The following is a 25,096-nucleotide window of genomic DNA, read 5'->3' as shown; positions in this document are numbered from 1 at the left end:
GCCGGCTGCCGTGCCGGTGGAGGGGCGGCGTGCGCGGCGGGTGTGGCCTGTGCCGGCCCCGGCGGCGCCTGTGCTGGCCGTGCCGGCTGCTGCGGTGGCGCCGCCTGCGCCGGCCGTGCCTTCGCGGCCCGCGGCGCTGGAAGACCTGCACCCGGCGCTGTGGCGTGCGCACCAGCTCGGCCGCCAGCACGAGACCACCTGGCCCAGCGGTTTCGCCGCGCTCGACGCGGTGCTGCCCGGCGGTGGCTGGCCCTCGCGCGTGCTCACCGAGCTGCTGCTGCCGCGTGCCGGCCTGGGCGAGATGCGCTTGCTGGCGCCGGCGCTGGCCGCGGTGCAGCGCGACGAACGCTGCGTGATGCTGTTCGACCCGCCGGCGCTGCCTTTCGGCTGGGCGCTGGCCGAATGCGGGCTCGATCTGGCGCGGTTGTTCGTCGTGCGCAGCCGCCAGGCGCAGCGTGGCCGGGCGCGTGGGCCGCTGCCCGCCGCCGACGTGCTCTGGGCGCTGGAGCAGGCGCTGCGTTCGGGCCAGGTCGGTGCCGTGCTCGCCTGGCTGCCGGCGCGGCTGCCGGCCGACGCGCTGCGCCGGCTGCAGCTCGCGGCCCAGACGCACGAAGGCCCGGCTTTCGTGCTGCGCGACGACGCCGCGCGCACCCGGCCCAGTGTCGCGCCGCTGCGGCTGTGGCTCTGCGCCGCCGGGGCCGACGCGCTGCGTGTGCACCTGCTCAAGCGCCGCGGCCCGCCGCTGGCCCAGCCGCTGGCGCTGGCCTTGCCCCCGGTGCTGCCGGCCGCGGCCCGCGCCCGTGCGGCGGCGCCGGTGCTCCGCCCCACGTTCGCCCAGGAGGTCTTGTGATGAACCACGCATCCGGCGTCTTCGATGTCAGGCTGACGCCCGAGCCCGGCGAGTTCCCGCTCGCCCGGCGGCTGGACAAGCGCTACCACGGCCCGCTCGACGCCGTCGGCGAGGGGCGGATGCTGAGCTTCGTGAGCCCGGTGCCGGGCTCGGCCGGCTACGTCGCGATCGAGCGTGTCGTCGGCAGGCTCGACGGCCGCGAAGGCAGCTTCGTGCTGCAGCACCATGGCGTGATGGAACGCGGCCAGCCGCGGCTGGAGGTGCTCGTCGTGCCCGATTCGGGCACCGGTGCGCTCGCCGGCCTGGCCGGGCGGCTGGACATCCGCATCGAGCCCGACGGCCGCCATGTCTACGCCCTGGACTACACGCTGGAGGACCTGCCGCGATGAACACCCCCGCCGCTTCGGCCGCCGCCCCGGCGGCCGACACCACCCTGCTGGTGAACGAGTTCTGGCGCCGCATGGCGAGCAACGACTTCGTTTCGGTCGGCGAGCTGCTGGCCGAGGACTTCGTGCTCGACTGGCCCCAGTCCGGCGAACGTTTCCGTGGTGCCGAACGTTTCGTGCGCATGAACCAGGAGTACCCGGCGAACGGGCCCTGGCGCTTTCGTGTGCACCGCGTCGTCGGCGGCGCGCACGACGCGGTGTCCGACGTCGTCGTCACCGACGGCGTGCAGCAGGCGCGTGTGATCTCGTTCTTCGACTGCGACCTCGCCGCCGGCCGCGTGCGCCGCCTGGTCGAGTTCTGGCCCGAGCCGTACGCGGCGCCGCCGAACCGCGCCCACCTGGCCGAGCCGATCGACGACACGGAAGGCGAGGGCGGCTGAAGCCGGTGGCCGGGCGCCGGGCCGCCGACGCGGCGGGGCGCCTGCGCTGCGTCCTGCGGCTCGGCCCCGGCCGTTGCCCGGCCGGCTGGCTCGTGCCCTGTTTCGGCCATGTTCTGGATCGCGCTGCACGCCCCGCGGCTGTCGCTGGAGTCCTGGCGCGCGACGCTGGGCCCGGCCGAACAGGAGCGGCCGCTGGCGCTGGTGGCCGCGCACCGCATCGCCGTCGTCGACCGCCTGGCCGCCGAACGCGGCGTGCAGCCCGGCATGCGGCGCGGCACCGCGCTGGCGCTGGCGCCCGATCTGGTGCACGGCGAGGCCGATCCGGTGCGCGACGCCGCCGCGCTGACGGCGCTGGCGCATGCCGCGCTGGCGTTCACGCCGATGGTCGTGCCCGAGCCGCCGGCCACCGTGCTGCTGGAGGTGGCGGCCAGCCTGCGCTGCTTCGGCGGCGGGCCCCGGCTGCTGCAGCGTCTGCAGGCCGCCGTCGAGCCGCTGGGGCACACGCTGGGCATCGCCAGTGCGCCCACCGCCCGTGGCGCTTCGCTGCTGGCGCGCTGGCGGGGGGATCAGGCCGGCTTCATGCTCGTGCCGGGCGACCGGCTGGTGGCGCTGCAGGCGCTGCTTGCCGGCGCGCCGCTGGCTTTGCTGGACGCTGGGCGCGAGCCCGCCGCGGCGCTGCAGGGCATGGGCGTGCGCACGTTGGGCGAGCTGCAGTCGCTGCCGCGTGATGGCGTCGCCCGCCGCTTCGGCAGCCCGCTGCTGGACGAACTCGATCAGCTGCTGGGCCGGCGGGCCGACCCGCGCGAGCCCATCGTGCCGCCGGCGGTCTTCGAGAGCCGGCTGGAGCTGTTCGCACGTGCCGACACCACGGCCCAGGTGCTGCACGGTGCCCTCGTGCTGCTGGCGCGGCTGGTGGCCTGGGCGCAGGCGCGCCAGGTGCGCATCGCCGCCTTCACGCTGGGCATGCGCCACGACCGCCACCGCGGCGACGCGCCGCCGGCCACGCGGCTGCGCCTGGAGCTGGCCGAGCCTTCGCTCGACTCCGGGCACCTGCAGCTGCTGCTGCGCGAGCGCCTGGGCCGGCTGGAACTGGTGGCGCCGACGCTGGAGCTGGAACTCGAATGCCGCGAGACGGTGCACGCGCCGGCGCCGAATGCCGAGCTGTTCCCGTCGCGCCAGGGCCAGGCGCAAGGCCTGCTGCGCCTGTTGGAGCGGCTGCGCGCGCGCCTGGGCGACGAGCAGGTGCTGCGCCTGGCGCCGCAGCCCGACCATCGCCCGGAATGCGGCACGCGGCTGTTGCCGCTGGGTTCTGCGCCGGCCCGTCCGGTGCCGGCCGGCCGACGCAGCCGGCGTGCCCCGTCAGCCCCGCCGCCGCCGGAGCCGAGCGCCGCGCCGCCGGTCCCGGAGACCGACCCGGCGCAGGCGCTGATCGCCTCGTTGCTGGCGCGGGCCGCGCCGGTCGTGCCCGAGGCCGCACGCCGCCGCCGGGCCGCGCTGCACCGCCCGGTGTGGCTGCTGGACGCGGCGCAGCCGCTGCCCGAACGCCACGAGCGCCCGCAATGGCAAGGCCGCCCGCTGCGTGTGCTGGCCGGGCCCGAGCGCATCGAGTCGGGCTGGTGGGACGGCGGCCTGGCGGTGCGCGACTACTTCGTCGCCCAGGCCGAGGACGGCGCGCTGGTCTGGGTCTACCGCGAACGCCTGCCGGCCGACGACGCGGCCGGCGGCTGGTACCTGCAGGGCTGGTTCGGCTGACGAAGCCGGCTCAGGCCAGCACCTTCAGCAGCCAGCGCTGCAGCGCCTGCAGCTCTTCCAGGCAGACCGAGTGTTCCATCGGGTAGTCGTGCCACTCGACTTCGAAACCCTCGCGGCGCAGCGCCTCGCGCGCCGCCTGGCCGCGCACCAGCGGCACCACGCCGTCCTCGCGCCCGTGGGCGAGGAAGACCGGCGTGCCGCTGCTCGCCGGGTGGCGCTCGGCGGCCAGCGTCTCGGGCAGCGGCAGGTAGCCCGACAACCCGGCCAGGCCCGCCAGCCGGTGCGGCAGGCGCAGCCCGCCGCCCAGTGTGATCGCGCAGCCTTGCGAGAAGCCGGCGAGCACGATGCGCGCCGCCGGCACGCCGCGCGCGATCTCGCGCTCGACCAGCGCCTGCACCGCGGCGAAGGACTCGCGCAGCCCGGCCTCGTCCTCCCGGCGCGGCGCGTCGGGCCCGAGGATGTCGTACCAGGCGCGCATGCGGTAGCCGCCGTTGACCGTCACCGCCCGTTCCGGCGCCCGCGGCAGCACCCAGCGCACGGGCCCCAGCGCCTCCAGCCGCAGCTCGTCGGCCATCGGCAGGAAGTCTGTGCCGTCGGCACCGAGCCCGTGCAGCACGATGACCGTGGCCGCCGGCGTCACGCCCGGGTCGAGTTCGATCGTCTGCAGCGCCATCGGGTCTCCTTGCTCGGTCCTCATGTCACGGGGCGCGCCTCAGCGGGCGAACGCACACGGCGCACCCAGCAGACGCCGTGGATCCGGCTTCGCCGGTCCACTGGCGTCGCCCCCTTGAGGGGGAGCGGCGTCAGCCGCTACGGGGGTGGGCGTCAGTACGAAATGCCCATCGCCTCGCGCACGTCCTTCATCGTCTGGCGGGCCACCGTGCGCGCACGCTCGGTGCCCATCTCGACGATCCAGTGCACCTGCTTGGGGTTGGCGGTGAAGGCCGCGGCGCGTTCGCGCCAGGGTTGCTGTTCCTTGACGATCGCGTCGATGACCGGCTGCTTGCACTCCAGGCAGCCGATGCCGGCCGTCGTGCAGCCCTTGCAGGCCCATTCCTGGGTCGCCTCGTCGCTGTAGACCTTGTGGAGGGCCCAGACCGGGCACTTCTCCGGCGTGCCCGGGTCGGTGCGGCGCACACGCGCCGGGTCGGTGACCATGCCGCGGATCTTCTTGGCCACGGTGTCCGGGTCGTCGCGCATCAGCACGGCGTTGCCGTAGCTCTTGCTCATCTTCGCGCCGTCCAGGCCGGGCAGGCGGGCGTTCTCGGTGTACAGCGCCTGCGGCTCGACGAGGATGCTCTTGCCGCTGCCCTTCAGATGGCCGGCCAGCAGTTCGCTGTCGTGCGCCGTCCAGCCTTCGACCTGGGCCGCGGCCTTCTTCAGGATGCCTTCGCCCTTGGCCAGCGCCTCGGCGGCACCGGTCTCTCCGAAGGCCTTGCGCTGCTTCTCGAAGTAGCGCTGGTCGTCCTTGGAGAGTTTGGCCAGCGTCGCCGCCACCTGTTCGGCGAAATCGGGCGCGCGGCCGTAGAGGCTGTTGAAGCGCCGGGCGCATTCGCGCGTCAGCTCGACGTGAGAGGCCTGGTCTTCGCCGACCGGCACGTACGAGGCCTTGTAGATCAGGATGTCGGCGGCCTGCAGCAGCGGGTAGCCGAGGAAGCCGTAGGTCGCGAGGTCGCGGTCCTTCAGCTTGTCGATCTGGTCCTTGTAGGTCGGCACGCGTTCGAGCCAGCCCAGCGGCGTGCCCATCGCCAGCAGCGTGAACAGCTCGGCGTGCTCGGGCAGGCGGCTCTGGATGAAGATCGTGCTCTTCTCCGGGTCGAGGCCCGCGGCGAGCCAGTCGATCACCATCTCGTAGACGTTCTTCTCGATGACGTCGCGCTCTTCGTAGTGGGTGGTCAGCGCGTGCCAGTCGGCGACGAAAAAGAAGCAGTCGTACTGGTCCTGCAGCCGCACCCAGTTCTTGAGGGCGCCGTGGTAGTGGCCGAGGTGCAGGGAGCCGGTCGGGCGCATGCCCGAGAGAACGCGGGGTCGCATGGAGTTTTGCCGGGACAAGGAAAACGTCGATTGTCTCAGGTCGCGGTGGCCTGCTCGCTACACTGCGCGCCCCATGAAGCGCATCGTCATCCTGATCTCCGGCCGCGGTTCGAACATGGAGGCGATCGTTCAACGCTGCAGCGCCGAGGGCTGGCCGGCGCGCATCGCGGCCGTCGTCTCGAACCGGCCCGATGCCTCGGGGCTGGCCTTCGCCGCCGCCCACGGCGTGCCGACGGCGGTCGTCGACCACCGCGGCTTCGCCGGCGACCGCGAGGCCTTCGACGCCGCGCTGGCCGCCGAGATCGACCGCCACGAGCCCGACCTCGTCGTGCTCGCCGGCTTCATGCGCATCCTGGGCGACGCCTTCGTGCGCCGCTACGCCGGGCGAATGCTCAACGTGCACCCGTCGCTGCTGCCGGCCTTCCCGGGCTTGCACACCCACCGCCGCGCGATCGAGGCCGGCTGCAAGGCCGCCGGCGCCACCGTGCACTTCGTGACGCCCGAGCTCGACCACGGGCCGATCGTCATGCAGGCCGTCGTGCCGGTGCTGCCGGGCGACGACGAGGCGGCGCTCGCCGATCGGGTGCTCGCCGCCGAACACGTCATCTATCCGCAGGCCGTGCGCTGGTTCGTCGAAGGGGCGCTCAGCGTCGCCGACGGCGTCGTGCGCCAGCGCGACGGTCAGGCACAACTGCTCGTCTGAGCCGCCCGCGGCGGCGGCCGTCGCGCCCCGATCCGGGGCGCCGGCCGCGCTCACGGGATAATCGCGCCCCTATGCATCCGAACGCCCTGCTCGACCTCGCCACCGATCTGCTGCGCAGCGTGCTGCGCCTTGACCAGCCGGCCGACGCCGTCGTCTCCGCGTTCTTCCGCCAGCACCGCGCGCTCGGCGCGCGTGACCGCCACGCGCTCGCGGAGACCGCCTACACCGTGCTGCGCCAGCGCCTGCTGCTCGCGCACCTGGCGCAAAGCGGCAGCGGCGCGCTCGAGCGTCGGCTGGCGATCCTCGGCTGGCAGGGCGGCGACAACTTCCTGCGCGGCGCGCTCGGCCCGCACGAGCAGCAGTGGCTGGCCCAGGTGAAGAGCGTCGACCGCACGACGCTGGGCGACAAGCTGCGCCACAACCTGCCCGACTGGCTGGCCGGCGCGCTGCAGACGCAGCTCGGCGAGGAGTTCTGGCCGCTGGTGCAGGCGATGGACGCCGCCGCGCCGCTGGATCTGCGCAGCAACCTGCTGAAGACCAAGCGCGACGAAGCCGCCAAGGCCCTGGCCGCCGCCGGCATCGCCGCCGAGCCGACGCCGTTCTCGCCCTGGGGCCTGCGCATCGACGGCAAGCCGGCGCTGAACAAGCTCGAGCTCTTCACCAACGGCAGCGTCGAGGTGCAGGACGAAGGCAGCCAGCTGCTGGCGCTGCTGACCGGCGCCAAGCGCGGCGAGATGGTCGTCGACTTCTGCGCTGGCGCCGGCGGCAAGACGCTGGCGCTGGGCGCGATGATGCGCAACACCGGCCGGCTCTACGCCTTCGACGTCTCGGGCCACCGCCTGGACAACCTGAAGCCGCGGCTGGCGCGCAGCGGCCTGTCCAACGTCTACCCGGCGCAGATCGCGCACGAGCGCGACGAGCGCGTCAAGCGCCTGGCCGGCAAGATCGACCGCGTGCTGATCGACGCGCCGTGCTCGGGCCTGGGCACGCTGCGCCGCAACCCCGACCTGAAGTGGCGCCAGTCGCCCAAGGCGGTGCAGGAGCTGCAGGCCAAGCAGCAGTCCATCCTGGCCAGCGCCTCGCGCCTGCCCAAGTCCGGCGGCCGCCTGGTCTACGCCACCTGCAGCCTGCTGACGGCCGAGAACGAGGAGATCGTCGCCGCGTTCGACGCCGAACACGGCCGCGACTTCGTGCGCCTGGACGCTGCCGAGCTGCTGCGCGAGCAGGGCGTCGAGCGTGCCGACGAGCTGCTGCAGGACCGGTGCCTGCGCCTGTGGCCGCACCGCCATCGCACCGACGGCTTCTTCGCCGCCGTCTGGCAGCGGCGCTGAGCGCCCGGCGCGGCCCGGTCGCGCATGCCATGAGTTGCGCCTGAAAGCCAGGCGAAATCGCAAATCACCTTGCGAAACCAGGCTCGTACAATGCCTGGTTTGAGCTAACGCAAGGCGAAAGAACGCGATGACCCAGTTGTTGACCCTCCACGACGCCCTCGTCGATTGGCTCGCCTACGGGCTGCTCGGCGCGTCGTGGTGGCAGGTCGTGCTTTTCACGCTGGCGGTGACGCACGTGACGATCGCGGCGGTGACGATCTTCCTGCATCGCTCTCAGGCGCATCGTGCGCTCGACCTGCACCCGATCGTCTCGCACTTCCTCCGCTTCTGGCTCTGGCTGACCACCGGCATGGTGACCAAGGAGTGGGTCGCGATCCACCGCAAACACCACGCGAAGTGCGAGACCGAGGAAGACCCGCACAGCCCGGTGACGCGCGGCATCAAGACCGTGCTGCTGACCGGCAGCGAGCTCTACCGCGCCGAGGCCAAGGTCGGCGAGACGCTGTCCAAGTACGGCCACGGCACGCCGGACGACTGGATCGAGCGCCATCTCTACAGCCGCTTCACCTGGCAGGGCGTGGCGCTGATGCTGATCGTCGACATGCTGCTCTTCGGCGCGCTGGGCGCGACCGTCTGGGCGGTGCAGATGATCTGGATCCCGATCCACGCCGCCGGCATCATCAACGGCCTGGGCCACTTCTGGGGCTACCGCAACTTCGAGGCGGCCGACGCCTCGACCAACATCTCGCCCTGGGGCGTGCTGATCGGTGGCGAGGAACTGCACAACAACCACCACACCTACCCGACCTCGGCGAAGTTCTCGGTCAAGCGCTACGAGTTCGACATCGGCTGGGCCTACATCCGCGGCATGCAGGCGCTGGGGCTGGCAAAGGTGCGCAAGACGCCGCCGCGGCTGGCGCTGGGCGAAGCCAAGCCGGTGGCCGACGGCCAGACGCTGGACGCGCTGATCGCCAACCGCTACGAGGTGATGGCGGGTTATGCCAAGGAAATGCGGCGTGCGGTGCGCGCCGAACTGGCGCATCTGAAAGCGCAGGGCGCCCAAAACAGTGCGCACTGGCGCGATCTGGTGCTCGCCAAGACCTGGCTGCACCGCGACGAAGACAAGATCCCGCACGGCGTGCGGCCGCGCCTGACGCAGGCGCTGGGCGACAACCCGAGTCTGGCCAAGCTGGTCGCGATGCGCGAGGAGCTGCGTGCGCTGTGGACGCGCACCAACGTCTCGGCCGAGCAGCTCGTCGCCGACCTGCAGGCCTGGTGCCGCAAGGCCGAGGACAGCGGCATCGCCGCGCTGCAGGAGTTCTCGCTGAAGCTGCGTTCGGCGCGCGCCTGAGGGCAGGGCGCCGGGCATGAAAAAGGGGCCTCGCGGCCCCTTTTTGTTGGGCTGCTCCGCGCCGCATGGCGGGCGGAAGCGCCCATGCAAACGGGGCCCGCAGGCCCCGTCGTCTCGGTCCGTGGCCACCTCGTGGTGGCCGGCCGATCACTTCAGCTTCACTTCCTTGTACAGGACGTGCTTGCGAGCCTTCGGGTCGAACTTCAGGAATTCGAGCTTTTCAGGCGTCGTCTTCTTGTTCTTGCTCGTGGTGTAGAAGTGGCCGGTGCCCGCGGTGGACTCCAGCTTGATTTTTTCGCGTCCGCCTTTGCTGGCCATGTCGCTCTCCTAACGGTCTGTCAGATTTCGCCGCGGGCACGCAGGTCGGCGACGACCTTCTCGATGCCCACCTTGTCGATCAGGCGCAGGGCCGCGTTGGACACGCGAAGGCGCACCCAGCGGTTCTCGCTCTCCATCCAGAACCGGCGGTATTGCAGGTTGGGCAGGAAGCGGCGCTTCGTTTTGTTGTTGGCGTGGGAGACATTGTTCCCCACCATCGGGCGCTTGCCCGTGACTTGACAGACGCGTGCCATGACGCTTCTCCGAAAGGTTCGAGGGTGATGGCCGCCTGCGAAAGATACCGAGCTCCCAGCGGAGCCGGGCCATCAAAGGCAGCAAAGCCGAAAATTATAGCCCAGATTGTTCGAGGTACCGTTGGGCATCGAGCGCAGCCATGCAACCGGTGCCTGCGCTGGTGATCGCCTGACGGTAAACGTGGTCCTGGACATCGCCGGCGGCGAAGACGCCGGGCACGCTGGTCATCGTCGCGAAACCCTCGGAGCCGCCCTTGGTCAGGACGTAGCCGTCCTTCATCTCGAGCTGGCCCTTGAAGATCTCGGTGTTGGGCTGGTGGCCGATGGCGATGAAGCAGCCGTTGACCTTGAGTTCTTCGGTCGTGCCGTCGTTCACCGACTTCAGTCGCACGCCGGTCACGCCGCTGGCGTCGCCGAGCACCTCGTCGAGCGTGGCCCACAGGTGAAGCACGATCTTGCCGGCCTTCACCTTGTCCATCAGCTTGTCGACCATGATCGGCTCGGCGCGGAACTTGTCGCGGCGGTGGATCAGGTGCACGGTGCTGGCGATGTTCGACAGGTACAGCGCCTCCTCGACGGCGGTGTTGCCGCCGCCGACGACGCAGACCGCCTGGTCGCGGTAGAAGAAGCCGTCGCAGGTGGCGCAGCCGCTGACGCCGCGGCCCATGAAAGCCTGTTCGCTGGGCAGGCCCAGGTACTTGGCGCTGGCGCCGGTGGCGACGATCAGCGTGTCGCAGGTGTACCGGCCCGAGTCGCCGGTCAGCACGAAGGGCCGCTGCGAGAAGTCGACGGCGTTGACGTGGTCGAAGACCATCTTCGTGTTGAAGCGCTCGGCGTGCTGCTGGAAGCGCTGCATCAGGTCCGGGCCCATCACGCCGTTGACGTCGGCGGGCCAGTTGTCGACTTCGGTGGTCGTCATCAGCTGGCCGCCCTGGGCGATGCCGGTGACGAGCAACGGCTCGAGGTTGGCGCGCGCGGCGTAGATCGCGGCGGTGTAGCCGGCCGGGCCGGAACCGAGGATCAGGACGCGGGCGTGGGTGGTGTTCTGGGTCATGGAAGCTCGAGAAAAGGTCCGGCGGGCGGGCCGCGAGGGGCGCGCGACGGCGTCGGGCGTCGCGCCGATCCGACGTGCGAGGATACCGCCCACGAGACGCGGCGGCAGCCCGGTGCGCTCAATGGGCACAATAGGGAATAACTTTCCGCGTCTCGGCCGGTGGTCGGAAGCGGACAGAACCAAGAGGAGGTCCCCGTCGTGTCGATGCTCTCGAACCTGGATCTGATCCGGCGCGTGCCGCTGTTCTCGATGCTGACGGCCGAACAGGCCCAGTCGATCGCCGACAGCGTCGTCAAGCGCCGCTTCCGCCGTGGCGAACTTGTCGTCGAGCAGGGGCGCAAGAGCAATGCGCTGTTCATCCTGCTCAACGGCCGGGCGCGCGTGCTGACCTCCGACTCGCGCGGCCGCGAAGTCATCCTGGCGGTGCTGGAGTCCGGCGACTACGTCGGCGAGATGAGCCTGATCGACGGCGAGCCGCACTCGGCCACCGTGCGCGCCGAGATCCAGACCGACATGCTGGTGCTGCAGCGCGCCGACTTCGCGCGCTGCCTGCCCGAGGGCTCGACGCTGTCCTACGCCATCCTGCGCGGCCTGGTGCGCCGGCTGCGCAACGCCGACCGGCAGATCGAGTCGCTGGCGCTGCTGGACGTCTACGGCCGCGTCGCCCGCACGCTGCTGGACATGGCCGAGGACGACAAGGGCACGAAGATCATCCGCCACAAGGTCTCGCGTCAGGACATGGCCAAGGTCGTGGGCGCCTCGCGCGAGATGGTCAGCCGGGTCATGAAGGACCTGGAGGACCGCGGCGTCATCGAGACCCAGGAGAACGGCTCGGTGATCATCAAGGAACGGCTGCAGACCGACTGAAACGTCGTCTGCCGGGGCGATCGGCCACAATCGCCGCATGACGTTCCCGCTCGGATCCCTGGGCGCCGGCGCCGCCGCGGCGAAGGCGCCACGGCCGGTCCCGGCCCCGGTGCGCTGGCGCCAGCAGGCGCTGCTGGCCGCCGGCGCGGTGGCCTGGCTGCTGCTGGTGCTGGCGCTGGCCACCCACCATCCCGCCGACCCCGCGTTCACCACCTCCGGCACCGGCGAGCCGGTGCACAACCGCGCCGGCCTGCTCGGCGCCTGGGTCGCCGATCTCGCCTACTTCCTGTTCGGCTTCTCGGCCTGGTGGCTGGTGCCGGTGGGCCTGCGCGCCTGGCTGTCGCTGCTGGCGCAGACGCTGCGCAGCGGCGACGACGCGCCGGCCGATTCGCCGGCCCATCCCAAGGCGCTGTTCTGGGTCGGCCTGGTGCTGCTGATGATGGCCGCCACCGCGCTCGAATGGACCCGGCTGTACCGGCTGGAGTCGCTGCTGCCGGGGCATTCCGGCGGCGTGCTCGGCTACACGCTGGGGCCGCTGTCGATGCGCTGGCTGGGTTTCGCCGGCTCGGGCGTGCTGTGGATCGTCGTGCTGGTGCTGGGCCTGTCGCTGGCGCTGCGCTTCTCGTGGCTGAAGCTGGCCGACGCGATCGGCGAGCGTTTCGACGGCCTGCGCGAGCGCCGCGCCGAGGTGCGTGAACAGGAAGAAGACCGCCGCATCGGCGAGCAGGCCACGCGCGAGCGCGAGCACGTCGTCGAGGTCGAGCGCCAGATCGTCGAGGAGCACGTGCCGATCGTCATCGAGCCGACCATCGTCGAGGTGCCCAAGTCCGAGCGTGTCGCCAAGGAGCGCCAGAAGCCGCTGTTCGTCGAGCTCACCGACACCAAGCTGCCGCAGGTCGACCTGCTCGACGCCGCGCCGGGCCGCCAGGAGAGCGTGACGCCCGAGTCGCTGGAGATGACCAGCCGGCTGATCGAGAAGAAGCTCAAGGACTTCGGCGTCGAGGTGCGCGTCGTCGCCGCCTCGCCCGGCCCGGTGATCACGCGCTACGAGATCGAGCCGGCCACCGGCGTCAAGGGCGCGCAGATCGTCAACCTCGCCAAGGATCTGGCGCGTTCGCTGTCGCTGATCTCGATCCGCGTCGTCGAGGTCATCCCGGGCAAGAACTACATGGCGCTGGAGCTGCCCAACGCGCGCCGGCAGACGATCCGCCTGGCCGAGATCCTCGGCTCGCAGATCTACCACGAGGCCAGCTCGCTGCTGACGATGGGCCTGGGCAAGGACATCGTCGGCAACCCGGTCGTCGCCGACCTGGCGAAGATGCCGCACTGCCTGGTCGCCGGCACCACCGGCTCGGGCAAGTCGGTGGGCATCAACGCGATGATCCTCAGCCTGCTCTACAAGGCCGAGGCGCGCGACGTGCGGCTCATCCTGATCGACCCGAAGATGCTCGAGATGAGCGTCTACGAGGGCATCCCGCATCTGCTGGCGCCGGTCGTTACCGACATGAAGCAGGCGGCCAACGCGCTGAACTGGTGCGTCGGCGAGATGGAGCGGCGCTACAAGCTGATGAGCAAGCTGGGCGTGCGCAACCTCGCCGGCTACAACAAGAAGATCGCCGACGCCCAGGCCAAGGGCGAGAAGATCGGCAACCCCTTCAGCCTGACGCCCGAGGAGCCCGAGCCGCTGGAGCGGCTGCCGCACGTCGTCGTCGTCATCGACGAACTCGCCGACCTGATGATGGTCGTCGGCAAGAAGATCGAGGAGCTGATCGCGCGCCTGGCGCAGAAGGCGCGTGCCGCCGGCATCCACCTGATCCTGGCGACGCAGCGGCCCAGCGTCGACGTCATCACCGGCCTGATCAAGGCCAACATCCCGACCCGGCTGTCGTTCCAGGTGTCGAGCAAGATCGACAGCCGCACCATCCTCGACCAGATGGGCGCCGAGGCGCTGCTGGGGCAGGGCGACATGCTCTACCTGCCGCCGGGCAGCGGCATGCCGGTGCGTGTGCACGGCGCCTTCGTCAGCGACGACGAGGTGCACCGCGTCGTCGAGTACCTCAAGACCCAGGGCGAGGCCAACTACGTCGAAGGCATCCTCGAAGGCGGCACGCTCGAAGGCGATGCCGACGCGATGCCCGAAGGCGGCCCCAGCGGCGGCGGCGAGGACGACTCGATGTACGACCAGGCGGTGCAGGTCGTGCTGCAGCACCGGCGGGCGTCGATCTCGCTCGTCCAGCGCCATCTGCGCATCGGCTACAACCGCGCCGCGCGGCTGCTCGAACAGATGGAGAAGTCCGGCCTCGTGTCGGCCATGGGACACAACGGGAACCGCGATCTGCTGGTGCCCAAACGCGAAGAATGAAGAAACTCCTGATCGCCGCGGCGCTGGCCGCCGCCACCGTCGCTGCGCACGCCGACGCCGTGCAGACGCTGCGCGCCTTCGTGCGCGACGTGAAGACCGGCCGTGCCGAGTTCACCCAGACCGTCACCTCGCCGGACGGCGCGCGCAAGAAGACGTCCTCGGGGCGCTTCGAGTTCTCGCGCCCCGACCGCTTCCGCTTCGGCTACGAGAAGCCGTTCCAGCAGACCATCGTCGCCGACGGCCAGAAGGTCTGGATCTACGACCCTGACCTGAACCAGGTCAGCTCGCGCCGGCTGTCGCAGGCGCTGGGCGCGACGCCGGCGGCGCTGCTGGCCGGCGGCTCGCTGGAGTCCGACTTCGTGCTGTCCAACGGCGGCAGCCAGGGCGGGCTCGAATGGGCGCAGGCGACGCCGCGCACGCCCGACGGACCGTTCAAGTCGATGAAGGTGGGCTTCCGCGGCGCCGAGCTGGCGGCCGTCGAGATCGTCGACAGCTTCGGCCAGCGCTCGCGGCTGGACTTCAAGGGCTTCGAGGCCGGCGTCGCGCTGCCGGCCGATCGCTTCCACTTCACGGTGCCGGCGGGCGCCGACGTGCTCCAGCAGTGAGGCCGCCGGCGCCGGTTCAGTCGCCGGCGCCGTCCATCAGCCCCATGTCGGGGCTGCGCACCAGGGCCTCGATGTCCAGCAGGATCAGCATGCGTTCGAGCTCGCCGGTCTTCAGCGTGCCCAGGCCGGTGATGTAGCTGGCGTCGATCGCGGCGCTGAACTCGGGCGCCGGCTTGATCTGCTCGCCGCGCAGCTCCAGCACGTCGCTGACCGAGTCGACGACCATGCCGACGGTGCGCCCGGCGATGTTCAGGATGATGACGACGGTGAAGCTGTTGTATTCGACGTCGGCCAGACCAAAGCGCACGCGCATGTCGACGATCGGCACGATGACGCCGCGCAGGTTCACCACGCCCTTGATGAACACCGGCGCGTTGGCGATGCGCGTCGGCGGCTCGTAGCCGCGGATCTCCTGCACCTTCAGGATGTCGATGCCGTATTCCTCGGCACCGAGCTTGAACGACAGGTACTCGCGCGCGGCCTGGGCGGCCGCCGTGTCCTGGGGGTCGGCCGCCGTCGCGGCCGGGCGATCGAGGGTGGTGCTCATGCGGGCTCCTTCGGGAAGTCTTGTGCTGTCGCGGCTCGGCAGCGCGGCCGCGGCGGCGATTCTGCGCAGCTGCCGCGGCTCGAATGCGGGGATAAGCGGCGCCGGCGGGCCTCATTTCGGGCTCGGCGACAATCGGCCATGGACGCCCAGGACTCCCTGTTCGCTGACGAACCGCCGCCGCGCCCGGCCGCGGCGCCGGTCGCCGAACCCGGCGCGCCGCTGGCCGAGCGGCTGCGCCCGCACACGCTGGCCGAGGTCATCGGCCAGCAGCACCTGCTCGGCCCCGGCCGGCCGCTGCGCGTGGCCTTCGAGAGCGGCCGCATCCCGTCGATGATCCTCTGGGGCCCGCCGGGCGTCGGCAAGACGACGCTGGCGCGGCTGGTCGCCGGTTCGGTCGACGCCCAGTTCCTCGTGCTGTCGGCGGTGCTCGCCGGCGTCAAGGACATCCGCGACGCGGTCGAGCTCGCCAAGGACGCGCGCCGCCGCGGCCAGGGCACCGTGGTCTTCGTCGACGAGGTGCACCGCTTCAACAAGGCGCAGCAGGACGCCTTCCTGCCGCACGTCGAGTCTGGCCTGTTCACCTTCATCGGCGCGACGACCGAGAACCCGTCGTTCGAGGTCAACTCGGCGCTGCTGTCGCGGGCCACGGTGCACGTGCTCAAGCCCCTGGCCGACGAGGATCTGGGCACGCTGCTGGACCGCGCCCGCACGCTGCTGGCCGCGCCGCCGCTCACCGAGGCCGCGCGCACGCGCCTTGTCGCCCACGCCGACGGCGACGCGCGCCGGCTGCTCAACGCCTACGACAACCTCGTCGCCACCGCCGGTGACGTGGCCGAACTCGACGACGCGGCGCTCGAGCGCGCGCTGGGCGAACTGCTGCGCCGCTACGACAAGGGCGGCGACCAGTTCTACGACACGATCTCGGCGCTGCACAAGTCGGTGCGCGGCTCCGACCCCGACGGCGCGATCTACTGGCTGGCGCGGCTGCTCGACGGCGGCGCCGACCCGCGCTACGCCGCGCGGCGCATCGTGCGCATGGCCGCCGAGGACGTCGGCCTGGCCGACCCGCGTGCGCTGCGCCTGGCGCTGGACGCCGCCGAGGTCTACGAGCGCCTGGGTTCGCCCGAAGGCGAGCTGGCGCTGGCCGAAGCCGTGGTCTACCTGGCCATCGCACCCAAGTCCAACGCCGTCTACAAGGCCTGGAACGAGGTGCGCGCGCTGGTGCGCAGCGACGTCAGCCGGCCGGTGCCCGACCATCTGCGCAATGCGCCGACCAAGCTGATGAAGTCGCTGGGCCACGGCCGCGACTACCGCTACGCCCACGACGAGCCCGAAGGCTACGCCGCCGGCGAACGCTACCTGCCCGACGGCCTCGTCGGGCGGCGCTTCTACCAGCCCGTCGCGCGCGGGCTGGAGGCGCGCATCGCCGATCGCCTAGCAGAACTTCGTGCGCTCGACGATGCGGCGACTACTTCCGGCTGACGCGATTTTTCGAGCGAGAATCGCGCCCTTGCGCGACGTCCGGCCGGCGTCGAGGGGTGGGTAAGGCCTCGCTTTACATACAAATTGAGATGGTCCGGCCGGGTTCTTGCTAGACCCGACACGGCGCGCGGGAAGCCGCGCGGATCACCCCGGAGACTCCCTTTCGATGGAAACATTCTTCCAGCAGATCATCAACGGTCTGGTGCTCGGCAGCATGTACGCGCTGGTCGCACTGGGCTACACGATGGTCTACGGCATCATCAATCTGATCAACTTCGCGCACGGCGAAGTGTTGATGGTGGGCGCGCTGACGAGCTGGACCGTCGTCACCCTGCTGGCCGACTCGGGCCTGCCGGGCTGGGCGATGATGCTGATCTCGCTGCCCGTGGCGATCGTGGTCTGTTCGGCACTGAACTTCACGATCGAGAAACTGGCCTACAAGCCGCTGCGCAGCGCGCCGCGCCTGGCCCCGCTGATCACCGCGATGGGCATGAGCCTGCTGCTGCAGACGGTCGCGATGATCATCTGGAAGCCCAACCCCAAACCCTATCCGCTGCTGCTGCCGACCGACCCGATCGACCTCGGCGGCCCGGTCATCACCGTCACCCAGTGCCTGATCCTGGGCATCACGGTCGCCATGCTCTCGGCGCTGATGTACCTGGTCAACCGCACCAAGCTCGGCCGCGCGATGCGCGCCACCGCCGAGAACCCGCGCGTGGCCACGCTGATGGGCGTGCGCCCGGACATGGTGATCTCGGCGACCTTCGTCATCGGCGCCACGCTGGCCGCGGTCGCCGGCGTGATGTGGGCGGCCAACTACGGCACCGTGCAGCACTCGATGGGCTTCCTGCCCGGCCTGAAGGCCTTCACCGCGGCGGTGCTCGGCGGCATCGGCAACCTGGCCGGTGCCGTGGTCGGCGGCCTGCTGCTCGGCCTCGTCGAGGCGATCGGCGCCGGCTACCTCGGTGACCTCACCGGGGGCGTGCTCGGCAGCCATTACGCCGACATCTTCGCCTTCGTCGCGCTGATCCTCGTGCTCACGCTGCGTCCCGCCGGCCTGCTCGGCGAACGCGTCGCCGACCGCGCCTGAGTTGCCGGGTTGCCTTCCATGAAGAACAAGCTCTTCCTATTCATCATCGCCGCCCTGGCGCTGCTGGCGCTGCCGCTGTTCGCGCAGCAGTTCGGCCAGGGCTGGGTGCGCATCCTGGCGCTGGCGCTGCTGTACGTGCTGCTCGCGCTGGGCCTGAACATCGTCGTCGGCTACGCCGGCCTGCTCGACCTGGGCTACGTCGCGTTCTACGCCGTCGGGGCCTACATGTATGCGCTGCTCGCGTCTCCGCACCTGACGGAGAACTTCGAGTGGATCGCCAACGCCTTCCCCAACGGCCTGCACACACCGATCTGGCTGGTCATACCGTTGGCCGCGGGATTGGCGGCGCTGGCCGGCGTGCTGCTCGGCACGCCGGTGCTCAAGCTGCGCGGTGACTACCTGGCGATCGTCACGCTGGGCTTCGGCGAAATCATCCGGGTGTTCATGAACAACCTGGAGTACCCGCTGAACATCACCAACGGGCCGCGCGGTCTGGACCGCATCGACGCGATGAACCTGTTCGGCTTCGACTTCGGCAAGACGAAGTACATCGGCGAGTTCGCGATCCCCTCGGTCACGCTGTACTACTACCTGTTCCTCGCGCTGGTGATCTTCAGCGTGCTGATCTGCTACCGCCTCGAGCGCTCGCGCATCGGCCGCGCCTGGATGGCGATCCGCGAGGACGAGATCGCCGCCAAGGCGATGGGCATCAACACCCGCAACATGAAGCTGCTGGCCTTCGGCATGGGCGCCACCTTCGGCGGCGTCTCGGGCTCGATGTTCGCGGCCTTCCAGGGCTTCGTCTCGCCGGAGTCGTTCTCGCTGCAGGAGAGCGTGATGATCGTGGCGATGATCGTGCTCGGCGGCCTGGGCCACATCCCCGGCGTCATCCTGGGCGCGGTGCTGCTGGCGGCGCTGCCCGAGGTGCTGCGCTACGTCGCCGGCCCGCTGCAGGAGATGACCGGCGGGCGGCTGGATGCCGCCATCCTGCGCCAGCTGCTGATCGCGCTGGCGATGATCTCCATCATGTTGCTGCGTCCGCGCGGCCTGTGGCCCTCGCCCGAACACGGCAAGGCCGCACCGCGGCCGGTCACCAAGCTGATGCGCTGAGAAGGGACGCGAAGCGACATGTCGGAAACGATTCTCAAGGTTCAGGGTGTCTCCAAGCGCTTCGGCGGGCTGCAGGCCCTGTCGGACGTCGGCATCGAGATCCGCAAGGGCCAGGTCTACGGCCTCATCGGCCCCAACGGCGCCGGCAAGACGACGTTCTTCAACGTCATCACCGGCCTGTACATCCCCGACGCGGGCTCGTTCGAGCTCGGCGGCGAGCCCTACAAGCCCAGCGCGGTGCACCTCGTCGCCAAGGCGGGCATCGCACGCACCTTCCAGAACATCCGCCTCTTCGCCGAGATGACGGCGCTGGAGAACGTGATGGTCGGGCGCCATGTGCGCACGCGTTCGGGCCTGGGCGGTGCGGTGTTCCGCACCGGCGGCTTCAAGCGCGAGGAGCAGGAGATCGCCGCGCGCGCCAAGGAGCTGCTGGACTACGTCGGCATCGGCAAGTACGCCGAGTACAAGGCGCGCACGCTGTCCTACGGCGACCAGCGCCGCCTGGAGATCGCGCGCGCGCTGGCCACCGATCCGAAGCTGATCGCGCTGGACGAGCCCGCCGCGGGCATGAACGCGACCGAGAAGGTCGTGCTGCGCGAACTGATCGACCGCATCCGCCGCGACGGCCGCACGATCCTGCTCATCGAGCACGACGTGAAGCTCGTCATGGGGCTGTGCGACCGCGTCACCGTGCTCGACTACGGCAAGCAGATCGCCGAGGGAACCCCGGCGGACGTGCAGAAGAACGAGAAGGTCATCGAGGCCTACCTGGGCGCGGGCGGACACTGAGCATGAGCACCACGACGATGTTGAAGGTCACCGGCCTGAAGGTGGCCTACGGCGGCATCCAGGCCGTCAAGGGCGTGAACTTCGAGGTCCACCAGGGCGAGCTGGTGAGCCTGATCGGCGCCAACGGCGCCGGCAAGACGACGACGCTGAAGGCGGTGACCGGCACCCAGCCGGTGGCCGAAGGCACGATCGAGTACCTGGGCCGCAACATCCGCGGCCAGGGGCCGTGGGACCTGGTCAAGCAGGGCCTGGTGATGGTGCCCGAAGGCCGCGGCACCTTCACCCGCATGACGATCGTCGAGAACCTGCAGATGGGCGCCTTCATCCGCAACGACAACGAGATCGAAGACGACATCGAGATGGTCTTCGGCAAGTTCCCGCGCCTGAAGGAACGCCGCAACCAGCTCGCCGGCACGATGTCCGGCGGCGAGCAGCAGATGCTCGCGATGGGCCGCGCGCTGATGGCGCGTCCCAAGGTGCTGCTGCTCGACGAACCGTCGATGGGCCTGTCGCCGATCATGGTCGACAAGATCTTCGAGGTGGTCAACGAGATCCACCAGCGCGGCACGACGGTGCTGCTGGTCGAGCAGAACGCCAGCCGCGCGCTGGGCCTGGCCAACCGCGGCTACGTGATGGACTCCGGCGAGATCACGATGGCCGGCGAGGCCAAGGCGCTGCTCAACGACCCGAAGGTGCGCGCCGCCTATCTGGGCGAGTGAGGCTTCGGCGCCCAGCGGCGCCACGGCATGAACGAGGCCGCCTGAGGGCGGCCTCGTCGTTTGTGCCGCTCAGTCGACCTTGGCGCCCGACAGCTTGACGACCTTCTGGTACTTGGCCAGTTCGGTCTTGACGAAGGCCGCGAACTGCTCGGGCGTCGACGGCGCCGGCTCGATCATCAGCGTCGCCATGCGCGACTTCAGCTCCGGCGTCGCCAGCGCGTCGGTGAAGGCCTTGTTCAGCCGCAGCGTCGTCTCGCGCGGCAGGTTGGCCGGGCCGAACAGGCCGAACCAGGTGCTGATGTCGAAGCCCGGCAGGCCGGCCTCGATGGCCGTCGGCAGCTCGGGCATCGCGCTCGCGCGGCGCGCCGTCGTCACCGCCAGCGCCTTCAGCTTGCCGTTGCGGATGTTGGCCGAGGCCGCGGCCAGGTTGTCGATGTTGAAGTCGACCTGGCCGCCCAGCAGCGCGAGTTGCGCCGGCGCCGCGCCGCCATAGGGGATGTGCACGGTGTAGATGTGCGCCAGCGACTTCAGCATCTCGCCGGCCAGATGGCCGGCGCTGCCGTTGCCGCCCGAACCGTAGTTCAGCTTGCCGGGGTTGCGCCGGGCATAGGCCAGGAAGTCGGCCAGCGTGGCGATCTTCAGGCGCGCCGCGGTCTCGGCGTTCATCACCAGCACGTTGGGCACCTGGGCCACGAGCGTGATCGGCGTGAAGTCGCGCACCGGGTCGTAGGGCAGCCTGGCGAACAGCCAGGGGTTGATCGCGTGCGTCGCGACCGCGCCCATCACGATCGTGTGCCCGTCCGGCGCGCTCTTGGCGACGATGTCGGCGCCAAGGTTGCCGCCGGCGCCCGGCTTGTTCTCGATGACGACCAGCCCGAGGCTGTCCTTGACCCGTTCGGCGAGCGCCCGCGCGACGGTGTCCAGCGGGCCGCCGGGCGGGTAGGGCACGACGAGGCGGATCGGGCGGTTGTCGGCGGCGAAGGCCGGGGCGCCGGTGGCGGCCAGCGCGCCGGCCGCGAGCAGATGGCGACGGGAGATCATCAGGCGGTCGGGCCGTGCTTGTCGGCCTCCGAGGTGAAGGAATCGGCGTAGAACTCGTCGGCCGGCAGGCCGCAGCGGGCGATGAAGTCGCGCTGCGCGGCTTCGACCATCGCCGGCGTGCCGCAGGCGTAGACCTGGTGGCCCGACAGGTCGGGCCAGTCGGCCATCACGGCCTGGTGGACGAAGCCGGTGCGGCCGTCCCAGGCGTCGTCGGCCGTGGGCTCGGAGAGCACCGGCACGTAGCGCAGGTTCGGCATCGCGGCCGCGGCTTCGACGCACCAGTCGTGGCGGTACAGGTCGGCGCGGCGGCGGCAGCCCCAGTACAGCACGACCGGGCGATCGATCTTCTCCAGCCGCATCTGCTCGAGGATCGCCTTCACCGGCGCGAAGCCGGTGCCGCTGGCCAGCAGCACGACGGGCTTGGCGCTGTCGGTGCGCAGGAAGAAGCTGCCCAGCGGGCCTTCCAAACGCAGGATCTCGCGTTCCTTCATCGCGCCGAAGACGTGGTCGGTGAACTTGCCGCCCGGCATGTGGCGGATGTGCAGCTCGATGGCCGGCGGCTCGCCCAGCTGCTGCGGCGCGTTGGCCACGCTGTAGGCGCGGCGCGCGCCGTCGCGCAGGATGAACTCCACGTACTGGCCGGCGCGGTACTGCAGGTTCTGGTTGGCCGGCAGCTGCAGCTTCAGCACCGCGACGTCGGCCGCGGCGCGTTCGATCGCCAGCACGCGCACCGGCATCTTCAGCACCGGGAACTGGCCGGCGGCGGGCACGCCGCGCGCCTCGACGGCGCAGTCGGTCAGCGGCACCGCGCAGCAGCTGAGGATCTGGCCGGCGGCCTCCTCCTCGGGCGTCAGCGCCTTGCGCTGGTGCGCGCCGTGCGTGACGCGGCCGTCGACCAGGCGGCACTTGCACGAGCCGCAGGCGCCGTCGCGGCAGCCATAGGGCAGGCCCACGCCCTGGCGGATGGCGGCGGCGAGCATCGTCTCGTCGCGCTGGACCTCGAACTCGACCCCGGCGGGCTCGACCTTGACTCGAAAACTCATGGCAGGCGGCACACGTAAACTAACCCGTCATTGTGCCCCGTCCCACCTTGCTCATCGTCGGCTGCGGCGACGTCGGCTGCCGCGTCCTGAAGCTTCTGGCCGGCCGCTGGCGCCTGCTGGCGCTCACCTCCTCGCCCGAACGCGTGCCGGCGCTGCGCGCGCTGGGCGCCGTGCCGCTGGTCGGCGACCTGGACCGCCCGGCGACGCTCGGCCGCCTGGCCGGGCTGGCCGACCACGTGCTGCACCTGGCACCACCGCCCGGCGAAGGCGAGGGCGACCCGCGCACGCGCGCGCTGCTGCAGGCGCTGGCGCGCGCCGGCCGTGTGCGCTCGCTGGTCTATGCCAGCACCACCGGCGTCTACGGCGACGCCGGCGGCGCACGCTTCGACGAGACACGCGCCGTCGCGCCGGCCACGCCGCGCGCCCGGCGGCGCGTCGACGCCGAGGAACAGGTGCGGCGTTTCGGCCGCCGCCACGGCGTGCGGGTCGCGGTGCTGCGTGTGCCCGGCATCTATGCACCCGACCGCGAAGGCGGCGACCCGCGCGACCGCGTGCGCCGCGGCGCGCCGCTGCTGCTGCCGCCGCACGACCCGTACACCAACCACGTGCACGCCGACGACCTGGCGCGCATCTGTGTCGCCGCGCTGCTGCGTGCCGCCCCGCAGCGCGTCTATCACGCCAGCGACGACGGCGAGTTCACGATGGGCGCGTACTACGAGCTCGTCGCCCGCATCGCCGGCCTGCCGGCGCCGCGCCGCGTGTCGCTGGACGAAGCCCGGCGCACGCTGGGCGCGATGACGCTGAGCTTCATGGGCGAGTCGCGCCGGCTGGACAACACGCGGCTCAAGCGCGAGCTGCGCGTCGCGCTGCGCTACCCGACGGTCGTGGAAGGCTTGGCCTCCAAGGGCTGAGGCTGGGCGCAGGACGCCGGAAGGCGTTCTGCGCCTGCCGAAGGCCCGAGCTCGATTTCACGCGCGAGGGCTGAGGCTGGACGCAGGACGCCGGAATGTGTTCTGCGCCTGCCGAAGGCCCCGAGCGCGATTGCACGCGCGACGGCTGAGCCCTACAAGACTTCGTCAAACCATCTGGAGCCTCCCTCCCGGAGGGAGGCTGGAGGGTGGTCTTGAACGAACTGGAGCACCCTCCTGGAGGGGGCTCGGGGGAGCCCAACATTCAGCAGCGCGCTAGAAGCCGGACGGCGAGCCGCCCGGCTTCTAGCGCCGGCGGCCGCCGAAAGGCGGCTGGCGCCGCCAGTAGCGGATCATCAGGAAGCCGCCGACCATGCCGCCCAGGTGGGCGAAGTGCGCGATGTCGCCGCGGTCCAGGAAACCCAAAAGCAGCTCCAGCGCGCCGAAGACGACGACGAAGGTGCGGGCCTTCATCGGAATCGGCGGGATCAGCAGCATCACCTGGCGGTTCGGGAACAGCATGCCGAAGGCCAGCAGCAGCGCGAACAGCGCGCCCGAGGCACCGATCGTCGGGTTGTGCGAGCCGGTCATCGCCGTCACCGCCATCTGCGCCCCGGCGGCGGCCAGCGCGCCGGCGAGCAGGAACTGCAGGTAGCGCTTCTGGCCCCAGACACGTTCGAGCTCCGAGCCGAACATCCACAGGCCCAGCATGTTGAAGAACAGGTGGAACAGCCCGCCGTGCAGGAAGGCGTAGGTCACGACCTGCCAGGGACCGAACAGGCCGCTGCCGACCGGCCACAGCGCCAGCCACATCGTCAGGGTCTGCGGCACGAAGGTCTGCAGGCAGAACACCGCCGTGCAGATCAGGATCAGCGTCTTGGTGACCGGGGGAAGCGGCGGCATGGATCAGGCCGGACGGGGCGCCCGGCGGGGAGGTCGGGGGTCGGATGGTGCCCGCGGCCAGACTCGAACTGGCACGCCTTGCGGCGGCGGATTTTGAATCCGCTACGTCTACCGATTTCGTCACGCGGGCGGTCGGGGCAGCCGTCGGCGCACCCGGTTCGAACGATTATGTCATGCAGGGTTCCGACGCCTTGGCGCCGCGCTGCCACAATGCCGCACGAGGAGCGATGACGATGGACTCAACGGCCGCCCCGGCCTACCCGACCCTGGAAGAAGCGATCGGCCGCACGCCGCTCGTGCGCCTGCAGCGCCTGCCCGGCGCCGAGAACGCCGCCCGCGGCAACCTGATCCTCGGCAAGCTGGAAGGCAACAACCCGGCCGGTTCGGTCAAGGACCGTCCGGCGATCAGCATGATCCGGCGCGCCGAGGAGCGCGGCGAGATCAAGCCCGGCGACACGCTGATCGAGGCGACCTCGGGCAACACGGGCATCGCGCTGGCGATGGCCGCGGCGATCCGCGGCTACCGGCTGGTGCTGATCATGCCGGAGGACCTGTCGATCGAACGCGCGCAGACGATGAAGGCCTTCGGTGCCGAACTCATCCTGACGCCGCGTTCCGGCGGCATGGAGTACGCCCGCGACCTCGCCGAGCGCATGCAGCGCGACGGCAAGGGGCGTGTGCTCGACCAGTTCGCCAACGCCGACAACCCGCGCGTGCACTACGAGAGCACCGGCCCCGAGCTCTGGGAGCAGACCGGCGGGCGCATCACGCACTTCGTCAGCGCGATGGGCACCACCGGCACGATCACCGGCGTCTCGCGCTACCTGAAGGAGCGCAACCCGGCGGTGCGCATCGTCGGCGCCCAGCCGGCCGAGGGTTCGCGCATCCCCGGCATCCGCAAATGGCCCGAGGCTTACCTGCCGAAGATCTACGACCCGGCGGCGGTCGACGAGACGGTGCTCGTCAGCCAGGCCGACGCCGAGGACATGGCGCGCCGCCTGGCGCGTGAGGAAGGGCTGTTCGGCGGCATCTCGGCGGCCGGTGCCTGCTGGGTCGCGCTGCAGCTCGCGCGTACGGTCGAGAACGCGACGATCGTCTTCGTCGTCTGCGACCGCGGCGACCGCTACCTGTCCACCGGCGTTTTCCCCGCCTGAGCC

26 protein-coding genes and 1 tRNA gene are annotated in these 25,096 nt (G+C 70.9%); 17 read left to right on the top strand and 10 right to left on the bottom strand.

Going from position 1 to position 25,096, the window contains the following annotated elements; all coding sequences use genetic code 11:
* Window positions 1-115: 115 nt before the first annotated feature.
* The 4 genes from imuA to RGE_RS16685 all read left to right on the top strand — a co-directional run bounded on the left by imuA (window position 116) and on the right by RGE_RS16685 (window position 3,428).
* Window positions 116-850 (top strand): translesion DNA synthesis-associated protein ImuA, encoded by a 735-nt coding sequence (gene imuA, locus RGE_RS16700; RefSeq protein WP_232504945.1) that lies wholly within the window; start codon window positions 116-118, stop codon window positions 848-850.
* On the top strand, window positions 850-1,239 hold the full coding sequence (locus RGE_RS16695; RefSeq protein WP_014429622.1) for a DUF3224 domain-containing protein: 390 nt from the start codon (window positions 850-852) through the stop codon (window positions 1,237-1,239). Before imuA ends, RGE_RS16695 begins: the two co-directional genes overlap by 1 nt.
* Window positions 1,236-1,676, top strand: a complete 441-nt coding sequence (locus RGE_RS16690) for a nuclear transport factor 2 family protein (RefSeq protein WP_014429621.1) — start codon at window positions 1,236-1,238, stop codon at window positions 1,674-1,676. The genes RGE_RS16695 and RGE_RS16690 overlap by 4 nt, the downstream gene beginning before the upstream one ends.
* Before the next feature lie 108 nt (window positions 1,677-1,784).
* Window positions 1,785-3,428, top strand: a complete 1,644-nt coding sequence (locus RGE_RS16685) for a Y-family DNA polymerase (protein WP_014429620.1) — start codon at window positions 1,785-1,787, stop codon at window positions 3,426-3,428.
* A 10-nt stretch (window positions 3,429-3,438) separates the two neighbouring features.
* On the opposite strand, the gene RGE_RS16680 is transcribed toward RGE_RS16685, so the two are convergent.
* Both RGE_RS16680 and RGE_RS16675 read right to left on the bottom strand, forming a co-directional pair.
* Entirely contained in the window at window positions 3,439-4,101 is a 663-nt protein-coding gene (locus RGE_RS16680) for an alpha/beta hydrolase (protein WP_014429619.1), read from the bottom strand.
* Window positions 4,102-4,253: 152 nt separating this feature from the next.
* Window positions 4,254-5,462, bottom strand: a complete 1,209-nt coding sequence (locus tag RGE_RS16675; protein ID WP_014429618.1) for a tryptophan--tRNA ligase — start codon at window positions 5,460-5,462, stop codon at window positions 4,254-4,256.
* 73 nt (window positions 5,463-5,535) lie between these two features.
* Between RGE_RS16675 and purN the strand changes: the two genes are divergently transcribed.
* From purN to RGE_RS16660, 3 genes are all read left to right on the top strand, one after another.
* Window positions 5,536-6,165: a phosphoribosylglycinamide formyltransferase gene (gene purN / locus RGE_RS16670; protein WP_014429617.1), complete on the top strand. Its 630-nt coding sequence runs from the start codon at window positions 5,536-5,538 to the stop codon at window positions 6,163-6,165.
* A gap of 71 nt (window positions 6,166-6,236) precedes the next feature.
* On the top strand, window positions 6,237-7,496 hold the full coding sequence (locus RGE_RS16665; RefSeq protein ID WP_014429616.1) for an RsmB/NOP family class I SAM-dependent RNA methyltransferase: 1,260 nt from the start codon (window positions 6,237-6,239) through the stop codon (window positions 7,494-7,496).
* Between the two features lie 127 nt (window positions 7,497-7,623).
* Window positions 7,624-8,847, top strand: a complete 1,224-nt coding sequence (locus RGE_RS16660) for a DesA family fatty acid desaturase (RefSeq protein ID WP_014429615.1) — start codon at window positions 7,624-7,626, stop codon at window positions 8,845-8,847.
* 147 nt (window positions 8,848-8,994) lie between these two features.
* On the opposite strand, the gene rpmG is transcribed toward RGE_RS16660, so the two are convergent.
* The 3 genes from rpmG to trxB form a co-directional block, all read right to left on the bottom strand.
* Window positions 8,995-9,165 (bottom strand): 50S ribosomal protein L33, encoded by a 171-nt coding sequence (rpmG, locus tag RGE_RS16655; RefSeq protein ID WP_009857054.1) that lies wholly within the window; start codon window positions 9,163-9,165, stop codon window positions 8,995-8,997.
* 20 nt (window positions 9,166-9,185) lie between these two features.
* On the bottom strand, window positions 9,186-9,419 hold the full coding sequence (rpmB, locus tag RGE_RS16650; protein WP_009857055.1) for a 50S ribosomal protein L28: 234 nt from the start codon (window positions 9,417-9,419) through the stop codon (window positions 9,186-9,188).
* Window positions 9,420-9,513: 94 nt separating this feature from the next.
* The gene (gene trxB / locus RGE_RS16645; protein WP_014429614.1) at window positions 9,514-10,473 is read right to left on the bottom strand and encodes a thioredoxin-disulfide reductase; all 960 of its coding nucleotides are present in this window, start codon (window positions 10,471-10,473) and stop codon (window positions 9,514-9,516) included.
* A 198-nt stretch (window positions 10,474-10,671) separates the two neighbouring features.
* Between trxB and RGE_RS16640 the strand changes: the two genes are divergently transcribed.
* Genes RGE_RS16640 through lolA form a run of 3 tightly spaced genes read left to right on the top strand, consistent with a single transcriptional unit; the run spans window position 10,672 to window position 14,307 of the window.
* Window positions 10,672-11,340 carry a Crp/Fnr family transcriptional regulator gene (locus RGE_RS16640; protein ID WP_014429613.1) on the top strand — a complete coding sequence of 223 codons (669 nt, stop codon included), beginning with the start codon at window positions 10,672-10,674 and terminating at the stop codon, window positions 11,338-11,340.
* 37 nt (window positions 11,341-11,377) lie between these two features.
* Entirely contained in the window at window positions 11,378-13,702 is a 2,325-nt protein-coding gene (locus tag RGE_RS16635) for a DNA translocase FtsK (protein ID WP_014429612.1), read from the top strand.
* Window positions 13,699-14,307 carry an outer membrane lipoprotein chaperone LolA gene (gene lolA, locus RGE_RS16630; protein WP_014429611.1) on the top strand — a complete coding sequence of 203 codons (609 nt, stop codon included), beginning with the start codon at window positions 13,699-13,701 and terminating at the stop codon, window positions 14,305-14,307. Before RGE_RS16635 ends, lolA begins: the two co-directional genes overlap by 4 nt.
* 16 nt (window positions 14,308-14,323) lie before the next feature.
* On the opposite strand, the gene RGE_RS16625 is transcribed toward lolA, so the two are convergent.
* Window positions 14,324-14,854, bottom strand: a complete 531-nt coding sequence (locus tag RGE_RS16625) for a chemotaxis protein CheW (protein WP_014429610.1) — start codon at window positions 14,852-14,854, stop codon at window positions 14,324-14,326.
* A gap of 138 nt (window positions 14,855-14,992) precedes the next feature.
* On the opposite strand from RGE_RS16625, the gene RGE_RS16620 reads away from it, so the two are divergent.
* From RGE_RS16620 to RGE_RS16600, 5 genes are all read left to right on the top strand, one after another.
* Entirely contained in the window at window positions 14,993-16,336 is a 1,344-nt protein-coding gene (locus tag RGE_RS16620) for a replication-associated recombination protein A (RefSeq protein ID WP_014429609.1), read from the top strand.
* A gap of 166 nt (window positions 16,337-16,502) precedes the next feature.
* Window positions 16,503-17,426, top strand: a complete 924-nt coding sequence (locus RGE_RS16615; protein WP_014429608.1) for a branched-chain amino acid ABC transporter permease — start codon at window positions 16,503-16,505, stop codon at window positions 17,424-17,426.
* A gap of 18 nt (window positions 17,427-17,444) precedes the next feature.
* Complete coding sequence (locus tag RGE_RS16610; RefSeq protein WP_014429607.1) at window positions 17,445-18,536, top strand: branched-chain amino acid ABC transporter permease; 1,092 nt, start codon at window positions 17,445-17,447, stop codon at window positions 18,534-18,536.
* A gap of 18 nt (window positions 18,537-18,554) precedes the next feature.
* On the top strand, window positions 18,555-19,325 hold the full coding sequence (locus RGE_RS16605) for an ABC transporter ATP-binding protein (RefSeq protein WP_014429606.1): 771 nt from the start codon (window positions 18,555-18,557) through the stop codon (window positions 19,323-19,325).
* A 17-nt stretch (window positions 19,326-19,342) separates the two neighbouring features.
* The gene (locus tag RGE_RS16600) at window positions 19,343-20,044 is read left to right on the top strand and encodes an ABC transporter ATP-binding protein (protein WP_014429605.1); all 702 of its coding nucleotides are present in this window, start codon (window positions 19,343-19,345) and stop codon (window positions 20,042-20,044) included.
* Window positions 20,045-20,113: 69 nt separating this feature from the next.
* Here the strand turns inward: RGE_RS16600 and RGE_RS16595 are convergent, their stop codons facing one another.
* Window positions 20,114-21,085 (bottom strand): Bug family tripartite tricarboxylate transporter substrate binding protein, encoded by a 972-nt coding sequence (locus RGE_RS16595; protein WP_014429604.1) that lies wholly within the window; start codon window positions 21,083-21,085, stop codon window positions 20,114-20,116.
* Window positions 21,085-22,128 (bottom strand): CDP-6-deoxy-delta-3,4-glucoseen reductase, encoded by a 1,044-nt coding sequence (locus tag RGE_RS16590; RefSeq protein WP_014429603.1) that lies wholly within the window; start codon window positions 22,126-22,128, stop codon window positions 21,085-21,087. Before RGE_RS16590 ends, RGE_RS16595 begins: the two co-directional genes overlap by 1 nt.
* Window positions 22,129-22,160: 32 nt before the next feature.
* On the opposite strand from RGE_RS16590, the gene RGE_RS16585 reads away from it, so the two are divergent.
* Complete coding sequence (locus RGE_RS16585) at window positions 22,161-23,039, top strand: SDR family oxidoreductase (RefSeq protein WP_014429602.1); 879 nt, start codon at window positions 22,161-22,163, stop codon at window positions 23,037-23,039.
* 303 nt (window positions 23,040-23,342) lie between these two features.
* On the opposite strand, the gene RGE_RS16580 is transcribed toward RGE_RS16585, so the two are convergent.
* Together RGE_RS16580 and RGE_RS16575 are read right to left on the bottom strand one after the other, a co-directional pair.
* Complete coding sequence (locus tag RGE_RS16580) at window positions 23,343-23,939, bottom strand: rhomboid family intramembrane serine protease (RefSeq protein ID WP_014429601.1); 597 nt, start codon at window positions 23,937-23,939, stop codon at window positions 23,343-23,345.
* Between the two features lie 45 nt (window positions 23,940-23,984).
* Window positions 23,985-24,069 (bottom strand) — tRNA-Leu (locus tag RGE_RS16575).
* 103 nt (window positions 24,070-24,172) lie between these two features.
* Here RGE_RS16575 and cysM point away from each other — a divergent pair.
* Window positions 24,173-25,093, top strand: coding sequence for a cysteine synthase CysM (gene cysM, locus RGE_RS16570; protein ID WP_014429600.1), 921 nt, complete (start codon window positions 24,173-24,175; stop codon window positions 25,091-25,093).
* The last annotated feature ends 3 nt before the right edge of the window (window positions 25,094-25,096 follow it).

Origin of the sequence: Rubrivivax gelatinosus IL144, assembly GCF_000284255.1 — a bacterium.
GTDB lineage: Bacteria > Pseudomonadota > Gammaproteobacteria > Burkholderiales > Burkholderiaceae_C > Rubrivivax > Rubrivivax gelatinosus_A.
This window is presented reverse-complemented; position numbering and strand designations above follow the sequence as displayed.